The organism is Streptomyces sp. TRM68367, assembly GCF_014495685.1.
In the GTDB taxonomy this organism is placed as follows: domain Bacteria; phylum Actinomycetota; class Actinomycetes; order Streptomycetales; family Streptomycetaceae; genus Streptomyces.
This window is the reverse complement of sequence record NZ_JACTVI010000001.1, coordinates 160,195-177,501: the sequence shown is the minus strand read 5'-3', so window position 1 is coordinate 177,501 and position 17,307 is coordinate 160,195. Positions and strand designations below refer to the sequence as shown.

The following is a 17,307-nucleotide window of genomic DNA, read 5'->3' as shown; positions in this document are numbered from 1 at the left end:
GCCGGCGGGGCGTGTTTCGCATCCCATGCGGCAATGGCCTCCTCGTCAGATCTGCTGTCGTCCGCCGCGCGCGCACGCGTGGCGGCGTACGCGAACGACCGCACCCGACCCTATCGGGATCGAGTACCCGTCGCGGTACGGACTCAGATGCCGACCTTGATGCGCGTGAAGCGCTTCAGGGTGACACCGGCCTCGTCCAGGACCTTCTGGACGGACTTCTTGTTGTCGAGCGCGTACGGCTGGCCCAGCAGCGTGGCGTCCTTGAAGAAGCCGCCCAGGCGACCCTCGACGATCTTCGGCAGGGCGGCCTCGGGCTTGCCTTCGGCGCGGGTGGTCTCCTCGGCGATGCGGCGCTCGGCCTCGACGACGTCGGCCGGGACGTCCTCCTTGGCGAGGTACTTCGGCGCGAAGGCGGCGATGTGCTGGGCGACGCCCTTGGCGACCTCGGCATGCGGCTTGTCGAGCTCGACGAGGACACCGATCTGCGGCGGCAGGTCGGGCATCGTGCGGTGCATGTACGCCGTCACGAAGCCGTCGGCGAACTGCGCGAAGCGGTCCAGGACGATCTTCTCGCCCAGGTTGGCGTTGGCCTCGTCGACGTACGCCTGGACGGTCTTGCCGGGCTCGATCTCGGAGGCGAGCAGGGCCTCCAGGTCGGCCGGGGCGGTCTTGGCGACGTGCTCGGCGATGGTCTTCGCCACGGCCTGGAACTTGTCGCCCTTGGCCACGAAGTCCGTCTCGCACTTCAACTCGACGAGGACACCGGCGGAGTTGTCGTCGGCGATGATCGAGACGACCGCGCCGTTCTCGGCGGAGCGGCCCTCGCGCTTGGCGACGCCCTTCTGGCCCTTGATGCGGAGCGCCTCGACGGCCTTCTCGACGTTGCCCTCGGCCTCGTCCAGCGCCTTCTTGCAGTCCATCATGCCGGCGCCCGTGAGCTCGCGGAGCTTCTTGACGTCGGCGGCGGTGTAGTTCGCCATGAGTCTGTGAATCTTTCTCGAAGTCTGGAAGATCGAAGATCTGCGGTTTCTGCGGCCTCCATGGAGGGGGAGGGCCGTGACGGACCGCCGACCTACGGGTGAACGGCGGGAGCGGACTTCATGTCGCCGCTCCCGCCGTCACCACGGACGCTGACGGTCAGGCCTGCTCGGCCTCGGCAGCCGGGGCCTCGGCGGCAGGGGCCTCGGCCGGCTTCTCGGCCTCGGCGGCAGGGGCCTCGGCGGGCTTCTCGGCCTCGGCGGCAGGGGCCTCGGCGGGCTTCTCGGCCTCGGCGGCAGGGGCCTCGGCCGGCTTCTCGCCCTCCGCGGGCTTCTCGCTCTCCGCCTTCTTCTCGCCCGCCAGCAGGTCCCGCTCCCACTCGGCGAGCGGCTCGCCCTCGGCCTTCTCGCCCTTGCCCTCACCGGCACCGCCGGAGCGGGCGATGAGGCCCTCGGCGACGGCGTCGGCGATCACGCGGGTGAGCAGGGTGACGGAGCGGATCGCGTCGTCGTTGCCCGGGATCTTGTAGTCGACCTCGTCGGGGTCGCAGTTGGTGTCGAGGATCGCGACGACCGGAATGTTGAGCTTCCGGGCCTCACCAACGGCGATGTGCTCCTTCTTGGTGTCCACGATCCAGACGGCGCTGGGCACCTTCTGCATCTCGCGGATACCGCCGAGGGTCTTCTCCAGCTTGGCCTTCTCGCGCGAGAGCACGAGAAGCTCCTTCTTGGTCAGACCGGACGCGGCGACGTCCTCGAAGTCGATCTGCTCGAGCTCCTTCAGGCGCTGCAGACGCTTGTAGACGGTCGAGAAGTTGGTGAGCATGCCGCCCAGCCAGCGCTGGTTGACGTAGGGCATGCCGACGCGGGTGGCCTGCTCGGCGATGGCCTCCTGCGCCTGCTTCTTGGTGCCGACGAACATGACCGTGCCGCCATGGGCGACGGTCTCCTTGACGAACTCGTAGGCGCGGTCGATGTACGACAGCGACTGGAGCAGGTCGATGATGTAGATGCCGTTGCGCTCGGTGAAGATGAAGCGCTTCATCTTCGGGTTCCAACGGCGGGTCTGGTGACCGAAGTGGACGCCGCTTTCCAGCAGCTCCCGCATCGTGACGACGGCCATGGCCGCTCTCCTTGTGTTTCTCGGTTGTGCCGCGGATGCCGGACGGCTTCCGCGCCTGACGCCCACGCTGCGCCGTGCCACGAGGGACCGAGGGGCGCTGATACGGACCGTCTCCGGTGGCCGTATCGGGGCGTGCGAAGTCGACCCGGTGGCCCGGGTCGCCATAGAAGTGTACGGGACCGCCGAGGCCCCGGGTGACGCCGATATCCACAACCGGCGGGTACTGCACAGGCTCCGGCCATGATCGCCGGGGGTGCGGGACGGTGTGCGGCATGCGAGCGAACCGATGCGTACGGATGTGCACGAGGCTGGCGTTGCTGCTGGCCCTGACCCTGACGATGCTCCTGGCCCCGCCGCCTCACCTGATCACCACGGGCGCCGGCACCCCTGCCACGCCGGAACCGGGGGCGCCCACCACTCCAGGGCCTGCCGCCCCTGCCCCGCCGGGACCGGCCGCCGACGTCCCGGCCGTCGGCCGGACCTGGCCCGTCGGGGTACGCCCCCGGATCCTCCGCGGCTGGGAACCCCCGCCGACGCCGTACGGCCGCGGCCACCGCGGCGTGGACCTGGCCGCGGCACCGGGCACGCCGGTGCGGGCGGTAGCCTCGGGCCGTGTCTCCTTCGCCGGCCGCGTCGCCGGCAAGGGAGTCATCTCGATCGACCTCCCAGGAACCGGCACCCCACCCCTGCGCACGACGTACGAACCGGTGACGCCGTCGGTGAAAAAGGGCGAGCAGGTAACGGCAACCGAGGTGATCGGCACCCTGGACCCAACAGGCTCACCTGCATCCACTGGGGCCTACGCAGAGGCACGACGTACCTGGACCCCCTGTCCCTACTCCCCCCACACCTCCTGAACAGGGGCCCATCAAGACTGCTACCGGTCTGGGGCGTACCACTCCCGGCCTAACGGCCCGATCAGCACCCAGGGCCTGGGAGGTACCCCCCGGGGCGGCACGGGTGGGCGCGGGCGGCACCCTGCCGGTGCCGGGCTGCGCGACCCACCCCGGCCGACCGCAACGCCGCTCACACAGCGAACGTCGGTCAACCGCCAACCCCCCGCAGTGCCATGGCCACCGCCGCGTCCGCGATCACCGCCGGCTCCTCCGCCGCCCCCAGCTCAATCCTCCGCACCGCCGCATCGACAACCCCCTGCACCAGCATCGCCGCCAGCCGAGGCTCCCGGTGCCCCATCTCCCCCAGCCCCTCGACAATCATCGCGACGAGCCCACCGTGCGCCGCCCGGATCTTCTCCCGAGCGCCGGCATCCAGCTCACTCGCGGAGATCGCGACCACGGCCCGATGCCGCCGGTCCCCCACCAGCTCCAACTGCTTGCGCACATACGCCTCGACCTTGGCCTCAGGCGCATCCACCCGCTCCATCGCGGCCGAAACCTCCGCCGCCCAGACTGGGAAGTCGACCGCGCACAGCTCCTCGACCACGGCCGCCCGCGACCGGAAGTACTCGTACACGGACGACCGCGCAAGCCCCGTCCGCTGGGCGAGGGCCGGAAAGGTCAGCGCCTCCGTCCCGCCCTCGGACAACAGGGAACGTGCCGCGTCCAGCAGGGAGGCACGCTGCATCGACCGGTGCTCGGCCACGGAGGCCGCTCGAATCCTTGGCACCTCAACCACTTTACGGACGGACGCCCGCCAGCGGGAGTCACTCCACCCGACCGCAGGTCATCCACCCGGCTCAACGCCCGAAGCTCGCCAGTTTCGCCCGCAGCTGCAACACCGACTTGGTGTGGATCTGACTGACCCGGCTCTCGGTCACGCCCAGCACGTTCCCGATCTCGGCCAGCGTGAGCCCCTCGTAGTAGTACAGCGTCACGACGGTCTTCTCCCGCTCGGGCAGCGTGTTGATCGCCCGCGCCAGATAGCGCCGCAGCTCCCGGTCCTCGGCCACCTCCACGGGATTGTCCGCGGCGGTGTCCTCCAGCGTGTCCATGAAGCTCAGCCCGTCGCCGCCCTCGGCCCCGGCATGCAGCAGTTCCTCCAGCGCCACCACGTTCGCCAGGGACAGTTGGCTGAACACCGCGTGGAGTTCGTCCACGGCGATCCCCATCTCCGCGGCCACCTCCCCCTCGCTCGGCGTCCGCCGCAGCCGCGCCTCCAGCGTCGCGTACGCCCGCTCCACGTTCCGCGCCTTCTGCCGCACCGAGCGCGGGATCCAGTCCAGCGCCCGCAGCTCGTCGATCATGGCGCCGCGGATCCGGGTGATCGCGTACGTCTCGAACTTGATCTCCCGGTCGATGTCGAACTTCTCGATCGCGTCGATCAGCCCGAACACCCCGGAGGACACGAAGTCCGCCTGGTCGACGTTGGGCGGCAGACCGACGCTCACCCGGCCCGCCACGTACTTCACCAGCGGCGAGTAGTGCAGGATCAGCTGCTCCCGCAGCCGCTCGTCCCCCGTGTCCTTGTACGACCGCCACAGCTCGTCGAGCGTCGAGGGAGCGGGCGGCCGCACGCTGCCACCGTCACGGGCGGCTGGGGGGATCGCCGCCCGGTCGGACCCGGAGGTGTGCTGGGGCATTCGTCGCCTTGTGCCGTTCTGCCGTGGAGGGGTGGTGCCTGGGTGAGCTGTCGGTCTGATGTCGTGCTGCCTGTCCGTATCGGGATCCACGTGAGCGTAGCGTGACTGAGGTGTCGCGGTGTGCGAAGGGCGGAGGCTGGAGCATGCGCAGATGCGTTCCGCAGGACATCCCGCCGGGTCACACCGGTCGCTCTGCGTGATCACCAGATGACTCCAACTGCGGGAATTTCCAAGGGCGTCGGGGTTCCCCCGGACGGCCGAACACGCTCGGTCAGCGATCCTGCCGGCCACCGCGTGCCGACAGAACCGCCTGGCGTGTCAACTTCCAGCCGTCGCCGTGTCGTTCGACGTAACCGAGTGCTCTGAGTTCGTACAGTCTCGCGAGGGCGTCGTCCGGCGTCGTCCGGGCGCGGCGGGCGATCTCGTCGTGCCCTGCCGCCCGGCTGGCGGGCAGAGCGGCCAGGACCTGCCGGGCACCCGGCTCCAGCAGGTCCCGGGGGAGCACAGGGCCGCGCCGGTCCGGGGCCAGCTCGCCCATGTCGCCGACGAGTTCCACGACTTCCGCGGCGTCGGTGACCAGCACCGCGTCGCCGCGCAGGAGTTCGTGCACGCCCGCGGACAGGCCGCTGGTGGCCGGGCCGGGCACCCCTATCGTGTGGCGTCCGAGCCGCTGGGCCGCACGTGCGGTGACCAGCGAGCCGCTGCGGTAGGCGGCCTCGACGACCACGGTGCCGCGGGTGAGGGCGGCGATCACTCTGTTCCGGAGGATGAACCTGCTCGGCGTCGGGTGGTCGCCGGGTGGCAACTCGCCGATCACCAGGCCCTGTTCCGCGATTCTGGTGATCAACTGGGTGTGTCCGCGCGGGTAGGGCCGGTCGACGCCGCAGGCGAGGACGGCGACGGTGGCGCCGCCCGCACCGAGGGTGCCGCGGTGGGCGGCGCCGTCGATGCCGTAGGCTCCGCCGGAGATCACGACCCAGCCGCGCTCGGCGAGGCCGGCGGCGAGGGTGGCCGCCATGTGCGCGCCGTACTCGGTGCAGGCGCGTGCCCCCACGACGGCCACGGACCTCAGCGCCCACATCCGCAGACTGGGCCGCCCGCGCACCCACAGCCCCAGAGGCCGGGCATCCCCGAGATCGTCCAGTTGACGGGGCCACTCCTCGTCCCCCGGACCCACGAACCGCACCCCGGCATCCTCGGCCACGGCAAGATCGCGCCCCGGCTCGGCCTGCTCGGCCCGCGCCCGCAGCCCCGCCCACCGCCGCGCACTCACCCCCGGCAGAGCCACCCCGCGCCCCCGCAACCGCCGAGCCACCTCCCGAATCCCCCGCTCCCGCACCCAACGGCCGCCGACCTCATCCCCGGCTTCGATGACCCGGGTGAGGAAGACACGGTCGAGCAGCTCGTCGTCCGGCTTGTCGTCGAGGCTCATGTCAGGGCCCCGATGGCCATGGGGACGCCTCGGGGCACTCCGGTGCGCAGTTGCAGTGCCAGGGCGACGTCCGTGGCGTCGGGCCGGTCGTGGCCGACGAGGTCGGCGACGGTCCAGGCGACGCGCAGGACGCGGTCGAGACCGCGGGCGGTGAGGACGCCCCGTTCCAGGCTCCGCTCGGCCTCGTCCATCGCACCGGACGCCGCGTGCCAGCGGCTGCGCAGCTCTCGCCCGGGGACTTCGCTGTTGGTGCGCCAGGGCGTGCCGGCAAGGCGCGCCGCCGCCCGTTCCCGGGCCGCGTGCACCCGGGCGGTGACCATGTCGGTGGATTCGCCCCGGGGTCCGCACGCGGTCAGTTCGGTACGGGTGACGCGGTCCACCTCGACACGGAGGTCGACCCGGTCGAGCAGCGGGCCGGACAGCCTGGCCTGGTAGCGGCGGATCGCCGAGGGCAGGCATTCGCACAGGTCTTCCTTCTGCGAGAAGCGGCCGCATGGGCAGGGGTTGGCCGCGAGCACCATCAGGAACCTCGCCGGGAAGCGCACGACGCCCGCGCTGCGCGCGATCACGACGTGCCCCGCCTCCAGGGGCTGCCGCAGGGCGTCGAGGGCCTGACTGCTGAATTCCGGCGCCTCGTCCAGGAAGAGAACACCCCGGTGCGACAGCGACACGGCGCCCGGGCGGCCGATGCCCGGACCGCCGCCGACGAGCGCCTGCATCGTCGCCGAGTGATGCGGGGCGCAGTAGGGAGCGATGTCGATCAGGGGTTTGCCCGGAGGCAGCAGTCCCGCCACCGAGTGCACCGCCGTGACCTCCAGGGACTCCTCCTGGCAGAGCCGGGGCAGGATGGCGGGCAGCCGCTCGGCGAGCATGGTCTTCCCTGCGCCGGGCGGACCCTGCAGGAAAAGGTGGTGCCCGCCGGCCGCAGCGACCTCCACCGCCGTGCGGGCCGAGATCTGGCCCACGACGTCGGCCAGGTCATGACCTTGATCGTGCTGCGCCGCCCCGACGCTGTGCATGCCCGTGGCCGCACCAGTGCCGGGTACGCGCAGGCCGGCCAGGAGCGGATCGGGACGGCCCTGCTCGTCCGGTTCCTCGTCGGGCACGGGTTCGTCCGCGAGGACGGCGATCAGCTGACGCAGGCTGCGGACGCCCAGGACGGACACACCGGGCACCAGGGATGCCTCGGCGGCGGCACACTCCGGGACGACGACCTGCTCGTACCCCGCGTCCGCCGCAGCCAGCACCGCCGGCAAAACCCCCCGCACCGGCCGGACCCGGCCGTCCAGGCCCAGTTCGCCGATCATCACGATGTCGGCGAGGACCCGGGGGTCGATGCGCTCGGCGGCGCCGAGGACCGCGGCAGCGACGGCGAGGTCGAAGCCGCTGCCGCTCTTCGGGACGGAGGCCGGGCTCAGGCCGACGGTCAGCTTCTTCTGGGGCCAGGTCGCGCCGGAGTTCACCACCGCCGCCCGCACCCGGTCCCGGCTCTCCGTCAGGCTCTTGTCCGGCAGGCCCACGAGGGTGAACGCCGCGACGCCCGGTTCGAGGTCGGCCTGGACCTCGACCACCACGCCCTCGACGCCCACCAGCGCCACGGAGCACGTACGCGCGAAGCCCATCTCAGGCCACCCCCAACGCGTGCTCGACCACGGGCGCGCCGCGCTGCGGCAGCAGCACGCCGACCAGGTCGATGCGGACACCGCCGGGCGGTGCTCCCCCGTGGGTCTGGATCCAGCGCTCGGCGAGCTGGCGCAGCCGCCGCGCCTTCTCGGGGGTCACCCCGGCCATCGGGTGCTCGAAGGCACCGGCCCTACGGGTCTTCACCTCGCAGACGACCAGGACGTCACCGTCCCGCGCCACGATGTCGATCTCGCCGGTCCTGCCGCAGCGCCAGTTGCGCGCCAGGACCGTCATCCCGGCCGTCGCCAGCCGTCGCGCGGCAAGCGTCTCGCCGTACCTGCCGAGTGCACTGTGTGCCAGATGTGCGTTCATGTCGGCACCACCTCCGGTGCCAACCGTCATGCCTCCGACCTCACGAAGTGGATCTTGGTGGACCATCCGGCGGTTGTGGAAAACTCGCTCACCCGGACGGGTGAGGCATCACCCGGACGGGCGGGTCCGTCACCCGCTCGGCAGCTCCAGGTCGCTCTTGTTCAGCTCCTCGATATTCACGTCCTTGAACGTGAGTACGCGGACTTGTTTCACGAAACGCGCCGGCCGGTACATGTCCCAGACCCAGGCATCCGCCATGGATACCTCGAAGAACACCTCGCCCTGGACCGAGTGAACCTGCATCTCGTAGTCGTTCGTCAGGTAGAAGCGCCGCTCGGTCTCGATCACGTATTTGAACAGACCGACGACATCGCGGTACTCCCGGTAGAGCTTGAGCTCCATCTCGGTCTCGTACTTTTCGAGGTCCTCGGCGCTCATGGCATGTTCCCCTTCAGCCGTGCGATCCCCCCATTGTGCGCCAGTTCCGTGAGCCCCTAGACGATTTCGGTGTCAAGGATCACGGGCCCGGCCGGGGGACCTTCGTCGAGCAGTGTGCGAAGCAGCTCGGCGAGTCTGGTCGGATACACCGTCTCATGTGCCCGGATCAGCTCCTGACACGTCCACCAGCGTGCTCCGGCGACACTGCGCCGCTCCAGCTCGGTCAGTGCCATGGCCTCGGGCACCGCCCTGGGCGTACTGGCCGTACGGGCCAGGTAGTACCACTCGTCCTGGTCCCAGCGGCGGCCCGCGAACGGGAAGGAGCACTGCCGCCGCCAGAGCACCGGGCCGAGCTCGACCCTGGTGATGCCGGTCTCCTCCGCGAGTTCCCGCAGGGCGGCCTCCTCACGGGTCTCGTCGCCCTCCACACCGCCGCCGGGGGTGAACCACCAGCGTCGGCCGGATCGTCCGGCTCGTGGCCGTGCAGCAGCAAGATGCGGTCCTGCGGGTCGAGCAGCACGACCCGGGCGACCTTGCGCAGTCCGCCCTCGTACGGGTCCTCGGCGGCCCGCACGGCGTCAGCGGGCACCGGGGGGCTCCGCGCTCACCCGGGTACGGGCCGCGCCCGCCCGTTTGGCGATCGGGCCGTACGCCGCGCCGCCGAGGACGAGGACGGCGCCGGCGATCACCAGCGCGACGATCGTACGGACCGGGCCGGGCGAGGAGAGGGGGCCGAGGTCCTCGAAGCCGGTGGGGCGCTCCAGCATGCCGTTCATGGGCCAGACGACGGCGTCGACGCGGGCCTCGACGGCGCTGCGCGCGACCGTGCCGCTGGCGGCGTCGGTCAGGTGGGCGGTGGAGTCCACGGAGCCGCTGCGCTCGTCGCCGAGCAGGAACAGGCGGTGCTCGGGGACCTTCACAGTCGAGAAGTCGTTGAACTCGGCCGGCTGGCCCTTGGGGAGATACGGTTCGTCGATCTCCTTGCCGTTGACCATCAGCTTGCCGTCCTGGCAGCAGGAGACGGTGTCGCCGCCGACGGCCACCACGCGCTTGACCATCGGCACGTTGCCCCAGGTGGCGTCCTTGAAGACGACGACGTCACCGCGGCGTACGTCGGCGCCGTCGACGCGCTGCGCGAGGATGCGGTCGCCGGCGTCGATGGTCGGCGTCATCGAACTCGTCGGCACGGTGTACGGGAGGTAGGTCACCGCTCCCCAGGCGAATCCGCCGAGGAACATCACCAGTCCCAGGGCCACGGCCAGTCCGGACAGGCGCTGTCCGGTTCGGCTTCCGATCTGGCCGCGCGTTGCGCCGTTGCGCGGGGCCGTACGTGTCGTGCTCTCGCCACCACCCATGGACCCGCACCCTACCGTTCGGTACCGAGGCCGGCCCACCCGCCCGCCCGACTCGGTCGGTCAAGAAGTGACCACGTCCTGGGGCTCCGCCCCAGACCCCGGGGACCTACCCACCCACCCACCCGCCCGACTCTGTCGGCCGAGAGGTGACCGCAGCCCCGGGGCTCCGCCCCCGACCCCCGGCGGGGGGCTTCGCCCCCTGCACCCCCGGGTGCGCGCCCTGCGCCCCTTGGCGCACGTCCCGAGGTTCCCTGGCGCGGGCACCGAGAGCTCCCTCGCACACGTCCAGAGGCCCCCTCGCGCGCGTCCAAGGCCCCTCGCGCACGTCCAGGCCGCTAGCGAGTCTTGTCCACCGCCATCCGCCTACGGCGCCACAGCACCAGCGGCACCGCGCCCGCCAGGGCAACCCCCTGCGGCGCGACCGACAGCGCGGCCGCCGCCGACTGGTCGCCCAGGCCCGGCTGGTCGAAGGTGTCCGGCACCGGCAGGGTGTTCCAGCGGGTGATCGGCCAGGCGATCACGATGGCCCGCCCGACGACATCCTTCACCGGAACCATGCCGTGGTTCTTGTCCGCCTGGTTGTAGCGGGAGTCCCGGGAGTTCTGCCGGTGGTCGCCCATGACCCAGATGGAGCCCTTGGGGACCTTGACCTTGAACTGGCCGCCTTGGTCGTCCACGCTGCACGGCGTGTTGTTGGGGAAGACGTACGGCTCGTTCAGCGCCTTGCCGTTGACCTTCAGCGGGCCGGTGCCATTGCACTCGACCGTGTCGCCGCCGACGCCGACGACCCGCTTGATGAGGTCCTTCTCCTGCGCGGACGGCATCAGGCCGATCCAGCTGAGGAAGGTCTGCAGGGCGTTCGGGTTCGGCGTCGGCTCGCCGGCCAGCCAGTTGTCGGGGTCGTGGAAGACGACCACCTCGCCGCGTTCGGGCTCGGAGCCGAACCAGGGGGTGAGCTTGTCGACCAGGACCCGGTCGCCCACCTGGAGGGTGTTCTGCATCGAGTCGGAGGGGATGGAGAACGCCTGCACCAGGAACGTCTTGATCAGCAGCGCCAGCACCAGCGCGATGCCGATCAGGATGGGCAGCTCCTTCCAGAAGGAGCGCGGTTTCTTCGGTCCGGGGGTCGTACCGCCCGGCCCCTGTGTCCTCGGTTCCTCGTCCGTCACCCTGCCGTCCTCGGCCGCTCCGGAGTCATTCCCGGAGGTCACGGCGCTGTCCGCGGCCGGGACGGCTGATTCCACGGGGTGTCCGCGGTGCTCCTCGCCGTCGTTTCCGGACCGTGCGCCAACCGCCACATCCCCCACGCCAACTCCTCACTCTGTGCCGCCGCCTGCCCCTTACGCGGTGCAGGCCCACCACTCCCATAACGAGCGGGAGTTCCGCAGGGCTCGGGAGCTGGATCATTCCGTTCGGATCGTCGGGTGCAACCCTATGCGACAGCGGAGCGGCAGCGGTCGACCCGGTGGCCGAGTCGGACACGGAAGCGTAGGTTTTGGGCTCCTCCAGGGCGCTCCAGTGGTTCATGGGCCAGGCGATGACCATGGCGCGGCCCACCACCTCGCCCACGGAGACGGTGCCGCCGTAGTCGCGGTCCTGGTGGGAGCGGGAGTCGGCGGAGTCGGCCCGGTGGTCGCCCATCACCCACAGCCGCCCAGGGGGGACGGTGATGTCGAACGGAGTGTTCGACGGGGTGTTGCCGGGATAGAGGTAGTCCTCGTTCAGGGGGATGCCGTTGACGGTCACGCGTCCCTGCGTGTCGCAGCACTTGACGCGGTCGCCGCCGACGCCGACGACCCGTTTGATCAGGTCCTTCTCGTTGTCGGACGGCAGCAGACCGATGAAGGTGAGGGCCTCCTTGACCTGCTTGATGACGATCGGGTCTTCCTTCGTGGCGGTGGGCTGCTCGTCCTGGAGCCAGCCGCCGGGGTCCTTGAACACGACGACGTCCCCGCGCTGCGGCTTGGAGCCGAACCACGGGGTGAGCTTGTCCACCAGGACGCGGTCGCCGATCTGGATCGTCTGCTCCATGGAGCCGGACGGGATGACGAAGGCCTGTACGAGGAACGTCTTGAGCACCAGGGCTATCAGGACGGCCACCCCGACGAGGAGCGGGATCTCCTTGACCGCCGACCGCCTGCGGCGCCGCTTGACCTTCTTCTGGAGCCTGCGCCGTTCCGCGCGTGTGCGGCCGCCGGCCGGACTGGCGGCGCGCCGGGCGCCCGTGGGCAGCAGATTGTCCGCGGGGTTGCTGGGCACGCCACGCGGCTTGCCGCGGTTACCCATGGGCACTCTCCGCGGCCGGCACGCGCGCGTAGGCGCCGGGGCGGTGCAGACGGGTGAGGTGGCCGAGGGGCCAGGCGATCCAGTCGGCGCGGCCGATCACGTCCCGCACCGGGATCATGCCGCCGCCCGGCGAGCCGAGGTGGTCGCGGGAGTCGCTGGAGTCGCTGCGGTGGTCTCCGAGGACGAACAGGGCGCCGTCGGGCACGACGACGTCGAAGCGCACCGCGGACGGTCTGTCGCCGGGGTAGAGGAAGGTCGACTCGTCGACCGACCAGCCGTTCACCTGGATCCTCCCCTCCTTGTCACAGCAGACCACATGGTCACCGCCCACGCCGACCACGCGTTTGACGTAGTCGGCGTCCCCGAAGTACCCGGTCCCGTCGAACACGACGACATCGCCGCGCTGCGGCTCGGCACCGAAACGGTACGCCAACTTATTTACGAGAACTCGGTCCCCGATCCTCAATCCGCGTTCCATGGAACCACTGGGGATCTCGAACGGCTGCAGGACAAACCGGGTGATCAGCACCAGGAACAGCAGGAAGACCAGCGCGCTCACGGAGATCCACCCGCCGGGGACCCATTCGGTGATCCGCGAGACCAACGCGAAACGCGACCGTTCCTCCTGCCCGGTCGTGTCCGAGGTGTCCTCGGCGTCGAGGGGGCGGGAGGAGCGGTCGCGCTCCGTCGGCTGTGCTTCGGTGTCCATCGGGGCCAGATGCTATCCGGCCCCGCTGTGACCACCCAGCCGCGCTCAGCTCTCGCGCTTCTCCTTGATCTTCGCCGCCTTGCCGCGCAGGTCGCGCAGGTAGTACAGCTTGGCGCGGCGGACGTCACCCTTGGTGACGAGCTCGATCTTCTCCACGATCGGGGTGTGCACGGGGAACGTGCGCTCGACACCGACGGAGAAGGAGACCTTGCGGACGGTGAAGGTCTCGCGCACGCCGGAACCCTGGCGGCGGATCACCACGCCCTTGAACTGCTGCACACGGGAGCGGTTGCCCTCGATGACGCGGACGTGGACGTTGACGGTGTCGCCCGGGCGGAAGGCCGGGACGTCGCTACGCAGCGACGCGGAGTCGACGGAGTCGAGCAGGTGAGACATTTCGTCTGCTTTCTTCGCTGATGCCACAGGTCATCAACGGAAACTAGGGGTTTCTCCACGAGGACTGCTGTCCGTGTCGGGGCGGGCGTCGTGTCCCCCTGTGGCAGGGGCGCGCGCCGGACGGCGGACAACAGCGGTCTATTCTTCCACGCCCTCGGTTCTGCGCCAAAATCGGCCGTACGGCTCCCCCTCCGGGTCCGGCTCCCAGCCGAGGATGGAGAGCATTTCCCGGTCCTTCTTGTCGAAGGCCTTGGGGTCGCACCGCTCGACGAGGTCGGGCCGGTGGGCGGTCGTGCGCTTGAGAGCCTCGTCGCGCCGCCAGCGGGCGATCTTCCCGTGGTGGCCGCTGAGCAGCACGTCCGGGATCTCTCGGCCGCGCCACCGGGGCGGCTTGGTGTAGACGGGCCCCTCCAGGAGGCTCGCCATGGCGCCGGGCGCGAAGGAGTCGTCCCGGTGCGACTCGGCGTTGCCCAGGACGCCGGGCAGCAGCCGCGCCACGGCCTCCGTGACGACGAGCACGGCCGCCTCGCCGCCGGCGAGGACGTAGTCGCCGATGGACACCTCGTACACGGGCATACGGGTGGCGTACTCGTCTATGACGCGGCGGTCGATGCCCTCGTAGCGGGCGGGCGTGAAGATCAGCCAGGGGCGCTCGGAGAGCGCGACGGCGAGTTCCTGGGTGAAGGAGCGGCCGCTGGGCGTGGGGACGATCAGGGCCGGCTCGCGGGAGCCCGTCTCGTAGCCCTCGGCCAGGACGGAGTCGAGTGCGTCGCCCCACGGCTCCGTCTTCATGACCATGCCGGGGCCGCCGCCGTACGGGGTGTCGTCGACGGTGTGGTGGCGGTCGTACGTCCAGGTGCGCAGGTCGTGCACGTGCACGTTCAGCTGTCCGCGCGCGCGTGCCTTGCCCACGAGGGAGATGTTCAGGGGTTCCAGGTACTCGGGGAAGATCGTGACGACGTCGAGCCGCATCACGCCTCGTCTCCTGAGGAGTCCCGCGAGGACGCGCTGTGTCCATCAGCGACTTCGTCGCGGGCGGCGCGGTCGTCGATCAGGCCGGGCGGCGGGTCGATGACGGCCTTCTGCTCCTCCAGGTCGATCTCGGTGACGATCTCCTCGACGAAGGGGATCAGGACCTCGCTGCCGTCGGGCCGCTCGACGATGAACAGGTCCTGCGAGGGCAGGTGTGAGATCTCGGTGATCCGGCCGACCTCGACACCGTCCTTGGTGACGACGTCCAGGTCCATCAGCTGGTGGTCGTAGTACTCGTCCTCGCCCTCGGGCAGCTCCTCCGGGTCGACCTCGGCCATCAGGAGGGTGTTGCGCAGGGCCTCGGCCGCGGTGCGGTCGCCGACGCCCTCGAAGCGCAGGAGGAGCCGGCCGCTGTGCACCCGGCCGGTCTCGATGGTGAGCGGGCCCGCCGACGCGGGGTCGGTGGCCAGGACGGCACCCGGGGCGAGCCTGAGCTCGGGCTCGTCCGTACGGACCTCCACGGTGACCTCGCCCTTGATGCCGTGGGCGCGGCCGATGCGAGCGACTACCAGCTGCACGGTGCTTGGTTCTCCTGATCTACGACTACGGGCCAGCTACGACTACGGGCCGGGGACGGCCCAGCGGCCCTCCCCGGCCCGAGCCGGTTGCGACAAGCGTCAGCGGACGTGGTCCACGTCGACGAGGTCGACGCGGACACCACGGCCGCCGATGGCGCCCACGACGGTGCGCAGAGCGCGTGCGGTGCGGCCGTTGCGGCCGATCACCTTGCCGAGGTCGTCGGGGTGGACCCGGACCTCGAGCACGCGGCCGCGGCGCAGGTTGCGCGAGGCGACCTGCACGTCGTCGGGGTTGTCGACGATGCCCTTCACGAGGTGCTCAAGAGCCTCCTCAAGCATGCTCAGGCCTCGGTCGACGCAGACTCGGCCGCGGCCTCGTCCTTCTTCTCGGCCTTCTTCTTCTGGGTGATCGCCTCACCCTTGCCCTCGTCGTCACCGCCGACGGCCTCGAACGACGGACGCGCGGGCTTCTCGGCCGGCTGCAGCAGCGGCGCGGGGGCGGGCTCGCCCTTGAACTTCTGCCAGTCGCCGGTCTTCTTCAGGATGGCGAGGACGGGCTCGGTCGGCTGGGCGCCGACCGAGAGCCAGTACGCCACACGCTCGCTGTCGACCTCCATCACCGACGGGTTGTACGTCGGGTGGTACTTGCCGAGCTCCTCGATGGCCCGGCCGTCACGGCGGGTACGGGAGTCAGCGACGACGATGCGGTAGTGAGGCGAACGGATCTTGCCCAGACGCTTCAGCTTGATCTTGACTGCCACGGGAGTGGGATCTCCTGGATTTGACGTGGTTGGGCACGGCGGAACCCCGCGTGGGGTTGCGGGGTCGTGGTGCCCGATGGACGCGTCAGCCGGAGGAGAGAGGGGTCCTGTGCGGCTGTCGAGTACAGCTAGTCATTGTGCCATACCCCTGCGGGTCGCTTTGGGCCGAGGGTTGGTGAGGGGGCTGGGCACGGGAACGGGGCACCCGGCTTCTGGGGTGCCGTGGGTTGGCTGCGCCGACTGGAGCGCTTTTGCCAGTTGCCCGGCGTCGGTGTGGGCCGGGGGTGGGTTTCGCTCGCCCGCGCCGGCGGGGTGCCGCTGCCCGCGCCGGCGGCACGGCGGACCGCCGGCGTCGAGTGCGGCGCCGCAAGCGCGCGGCTTGCGAGAACCATGCGCGCCGTCGTCGGCTGCGGCGCCGCACGGGCTTGCAGGACGCCGTTGCCCGCCGTTGTCGGGTGTGGCTGCGAGGGCGCGCGGCCTGCGGGGGTAGGCCGCGCGCTGTGGTTGGCGTGGGTGGGTGGGGTGCGGTATGCCGTGCCCGGGTGCTGCGGCGGCACCCGTGCTGAGGCCGGTCGGGAGGCGGGCGCGGCTGCCACGAGCAGTCGCGGGGTCACCTCGCGCCGGCGGTGACGACCTCCGGGATGCGGAACGGCTTGCCGCAGCCGCCGCAGACGATGGGGGCCTGGGCCAGGACCGACGGGACGACGCGGACGTTGCGGCCGCAGTCGCAGACCGCCTTCACCCGCACGCCTCCGCCGGAGGAGCCGTGCCGGGCGGCCGGACCACGGAAGCTTCGGGCCGTGTCGGCGGATGTCGCCGCCGTGTGGGCCTTCAGCGCCCGCTGGAGGCGCTCCACGGTGGAGCGGTAGCGGCGCTTCGCCTCGGGGGTGAGCGTGACCAGCGAGAAGCCGCTGCTGGGGTGCGGTTCCTCGGGGTGGTCCAAGCCCAGCTCCTCGGCGATCGCGAGGAATCTGCGGTTGTGGTAACGGCCGGCGCGGGAGGTGTCGCGGACGCCGCGCGCGGCGGCGACGCCATGGACTGCCTCATGGAGCAGTCGCTCGAAGGAGAGCTCGTGCCCGCACGCGGACGACGACTCTCCGATCAGGGATTCTGGCGCGGCAAGATCCGGCAGCTCGGGGTGGTACCGCTGAATGTCGGCCCACGCCTGTGCCAGCTCTGCGGCGAGAACAGGTGGTGTCTGTGTCGTGCTCACGTAATGACAACGAGCCGGGGTGCCGCTGTGTTCCGATTCCGGGGCATCCCAAATAATTTGCACGTACCCGTCAGTTGCCACTGATGCGTCCTGAGGAGGGCGGGTGCGCTGATCTGCGGAGAACCTTCACAGCTCGTACCAAGCCGGTCCGTAGCCTGACGTACGCCCCAGCGCTCGAGCCGTACGCACCGGCGCGTAGACACCTCTGCGCGCCGGTGCGGCTGTGGTCCGCCGATGCGCAAGAGGCGTTTTCGGTCGCTCTTGCCGCGACTCGGTACGTCCTCGCCAGCGCCTCGCGTACGTCAGTACACGCGCGCGGCAACCGCGACGTTACCGAGTGCGTCATCGGCCTTCGGTACCGACCCGTCCTCGGCGACCAGACACCGTGAGAACGGGTGCCTCTGCCACGGCGCGATGGTACGGGGCCAGGTTGCCGGAATGTGAAATCTCGCCATGGACAACCGGTAACCCACAACCCGGGGACCCCTTCCACTGGACGGCAGCGCGGGGTCGCAGTTTCCTGGCATACGGGG

At 70.7% G+C, this 17,307-nt stretch carries 18 protein-coding genes and 2 pseudogenes; 1 reads left to right on the top strand and 19 read right to left on the bottom strand.

Annotated features, from left to right (window positions below):
- Window positions 1–143: 143 nt before the first annotated feature.
- Window positions 144–980 carry a translation elongation factor Ts gene (gene tsf / locus H8R17_RS00835; protein ID WP_187821120.1) on the bottom strand — a complete coding sequence of 279 codons (837 nt, stop codon included), beginning with the start codon at window positions 978–980 and terminating at the stop codon, window positions 144–146.
- Window positions 981–1,137: 157 nt separating this feature from the next.
- On the bottom strand, window positions 1,138–2,100 hold the full coding sequence (gene rpsB, locus H8R17_RS00830) for a 30S ribosomal protein S2 (protein ID WP_187821119.1): 963 nt from the start codon (window positions 2,098–2,100) through the stop codon (window positions 1,138–1,140).
- Window positions 2,101–2,372: 272 nt separating this feature from the next.
- Between rpsB and H8R17_RS00825 the strand changes: the two are divergent.
- Window positions 2,373–3,010: pseudogene (locus tag H8R17_RS00825) on the top strand (murein hydrolase activator EnvC family protein).
- Between the two features lie 134 nt (window positions 3,011–3,144).
- On the opposite strand, the gene H8R17_RS00820 reads toward H8R17_RS00825, so the two are convergent.
- The 17 genes and pseudogenes from H8R17_RS00820 to H8R17_RS00740 all read right to left on the bottom strand — a co-directional run bounded on the left by H8R17_RS00820 (window position 3,145) and on the right by H8R17_RS00740 (window position 16,774).
- Window positions 3,145–3,684: a TetR/AcrR family transcriptional regulator gene (locus tag H8R17_RS00820; RefSeq protein WP_187821213.1), complete on the bottom strand. Its 540-nt coding sequence runs from the start codon at window positions 3,682–3,684 to the stop codon at window positions 3,145–3,147.
- A 112-nt stretch (window positions 3,685–3,796) separates the two neighbouring features.
- On the bottom strand, window positions 3,797–4,639 hold the full coding sequence (whiG, locus tag H8R17_RS00815) for an RNA polymerase sigma factor WhiG (RefSeq protein WP_187821118.1): 843 nt from the start codon (window positions 4,637–4,639) through the stop codon (window positions 3,797–3,799).
- 271 nt (window positions 4,640–4,910) lie between these two features.
- Window positions 4,911–6,071: a DNA-processing protein DprA gene (gene dprA, locus H8R17_RS00810; RefSeq protein ID WP_187821117.1), complete on the bottom strand. Its 1,161-nt coding sequence runs from the start codon at window positions 6,069–6,071 to the stop codon at window positions 4,911–4,913.
- The gene (locus H8R17_RS00805; protein ID WP_187821116.1) at window positions 6,068–7,693 is read right to left on the bottom strand and encodes a YifB family Mg chelatase-like AAA ATPase; all 1,626 of its coding nucleotides are present in this window, start codon (window positions 7,691–7,693) and stop codon (window positions 6,068–6,070) included. The genes dprA and H8R17_RS00805 overlap by 4 nt, the downstream gene beginning before the upstream one ends.
- A gap of 1 nt (window position 7,694) precedes the next feature.
- Window positions 7,695–8,096 (bottom strand): YraN family protein, encoded by a 402-nt coding sequence (locus H8R17_RS00800; RefSeq protein WP_187821115.1) that lies wholly within the window; start codon window positions 8,094–8,096, stop codon window positions 7,695–7,697.
- Window positions 8,097–8,195: 99 nt separating this feature from the next.
- On the bottom strand, window positions 8,196–8,504 hold the full coding sequence (locus H8R17_RS00795; RefSeq protein WP_003993268.1) for a DUF2469 domain-containing protein: 309 nt from the start codon (window positions 8,502–8,504) through the stop codon (window positions 8,196–8,198).
- Window positions 8,505–8,560: 56 nt separating this feature from the next.
- Window positions 8,561–9,093 (bottom strand): annotated as a pseudogene (locus H8R17_RS00790) (NUDIX hydrolase).
- On the bottom strand, window positions 9,083–9,859 hold the full coding sequence (lepB, locus tag H8R17_RS00785) for a signal peptidase I (RefSeq protein WP_187821114.1): 777 nt from the start codon (window positions 9,857–9,859) through the stop codon (window positions 9,083–9,085). The pseudogene H8R17_RS00790 and the gene lepB (H8R17_RS00785) overlap by 11 nt, the downstream one beginning before the upstream one ends.
- Before the next feature lie 335 nt (window positions 9,860–10,194).
- Window positions 10,195–11,166, bottom strand: coding sequence for a signal peptidase I (lepB, locus tag H8R17_RS00780; RefSeq protein WP_187821113.1), 972 nt, complete (start codon window positions 11,164–11,166; stop codon window positions 10,195–10,197).
- Window positions 11,054–12,145 (bottom strand): signal peptidase I, encoded by a 1,092-nt coding sequence (gene lepB, locus H8R17_RS00775; RefSeq protein WP_187821112.1) that lies wholly within the window; start codon window positions 12,143–12,145, stop codon window positions 11,054–11,056. The genes lepB (H8R17_RS00780) and lepB (H8R17_RS00775) overlap by 113 nt, the downstream gene beginning before the upstream one ends.
- On the bottom strand, window positions 12,138–12,854 hold the full coding sequence (gene lepB / locus H8R17_RS00770; protein WP_187821111.1) for a signal peptidase I: 717 nt from the start codon (window positions 12,852–12,854) through the stop codon (window positions 12,138–12,140). Before lepB (H8R17_RS00770) ends, lepB (H8R17_RS00775) begins: the two co-directional genes overlap by 8 nt.
- A 45-nt stretch (window positions 12,855–12,899) precedes the next feature.
- Window positions 12,900–13,250, bottom strand: a complete 351-nt coding sequence (rplS, locus tag H8R17_RS00765) for a 50S ribosomal protein L19 (protein WP_141311117.1) — start codon at window positions 13,248–13,250, stop codon at window positions 12,900–12,902.
- Between the two features lie 138 nt (window positions 13,251–13,388).
- Window positions 13,389–14,222, bottom strand: coding sequence for a tRNA (guanosine(37)-N1)-methyltransferase TrmD (gene trmD, locus H8R17_RS00760; protein WP_187821212.1), 834 nt, complete (start codon window positions 14,220–14,222; stop codon window positions 13,389–13,391).
- Window positions 14,222–14,800: a ribosome maturation factor RimM gene (gene rimM / locus H8R17_RS00755; protein ID WP_187821110.1), complete on the bottom strand. Its 579-nt coding sequence runs from the start codon at window positions 14,798–14,800 to the stop codon at window positions 14,222–14,224. The genes trmD and rimM overlap by 1 nt, the downstream gene beginning before the upstream one ends.
- 99 nt (window positions 14,801–14,899) lie before the next feature.
- Window positions 14,900–15,139, bottom strand: a complete 240-nt coding sequence (locus tag H8R17_RS00750) for an RNA-binding protein (RefSeq protein WP_003973401.1) — start codon at window positions 15,137–15,139, stop codon at window positions 14,900–14,902.
- A gap of 2 nt (window positions 15,140–15,141) precedes the next feature.
- The gene (rpsP, locus tag H8R17_RS00745; RefSeq protein WP_187821109.1) at window positions 15,142–15,561 is read right to left on the bottom strand and encodes a 30S ribosomal protein S16; all 420 of its coding nucleotides are present in this window, start codon (window positions 15,559–15,561) and stop codon (window positions 15,142–15,144) included.
- 610 nt (window positions 15,562–16,171) lie between these two features.
- Window positions 16,172–16,774: a hypothetical protein gene (locus H8R17_RS00740; protein WP_187821108.1), complete on the bottom strand. Its 603-nt coding sequence runs from the start codon at window positions 16,772–16,774 to the stop codon at window positions 16,172–16,174.
- Window positions 16,775–17,307 lie beyond the last annotated feature (533 nt).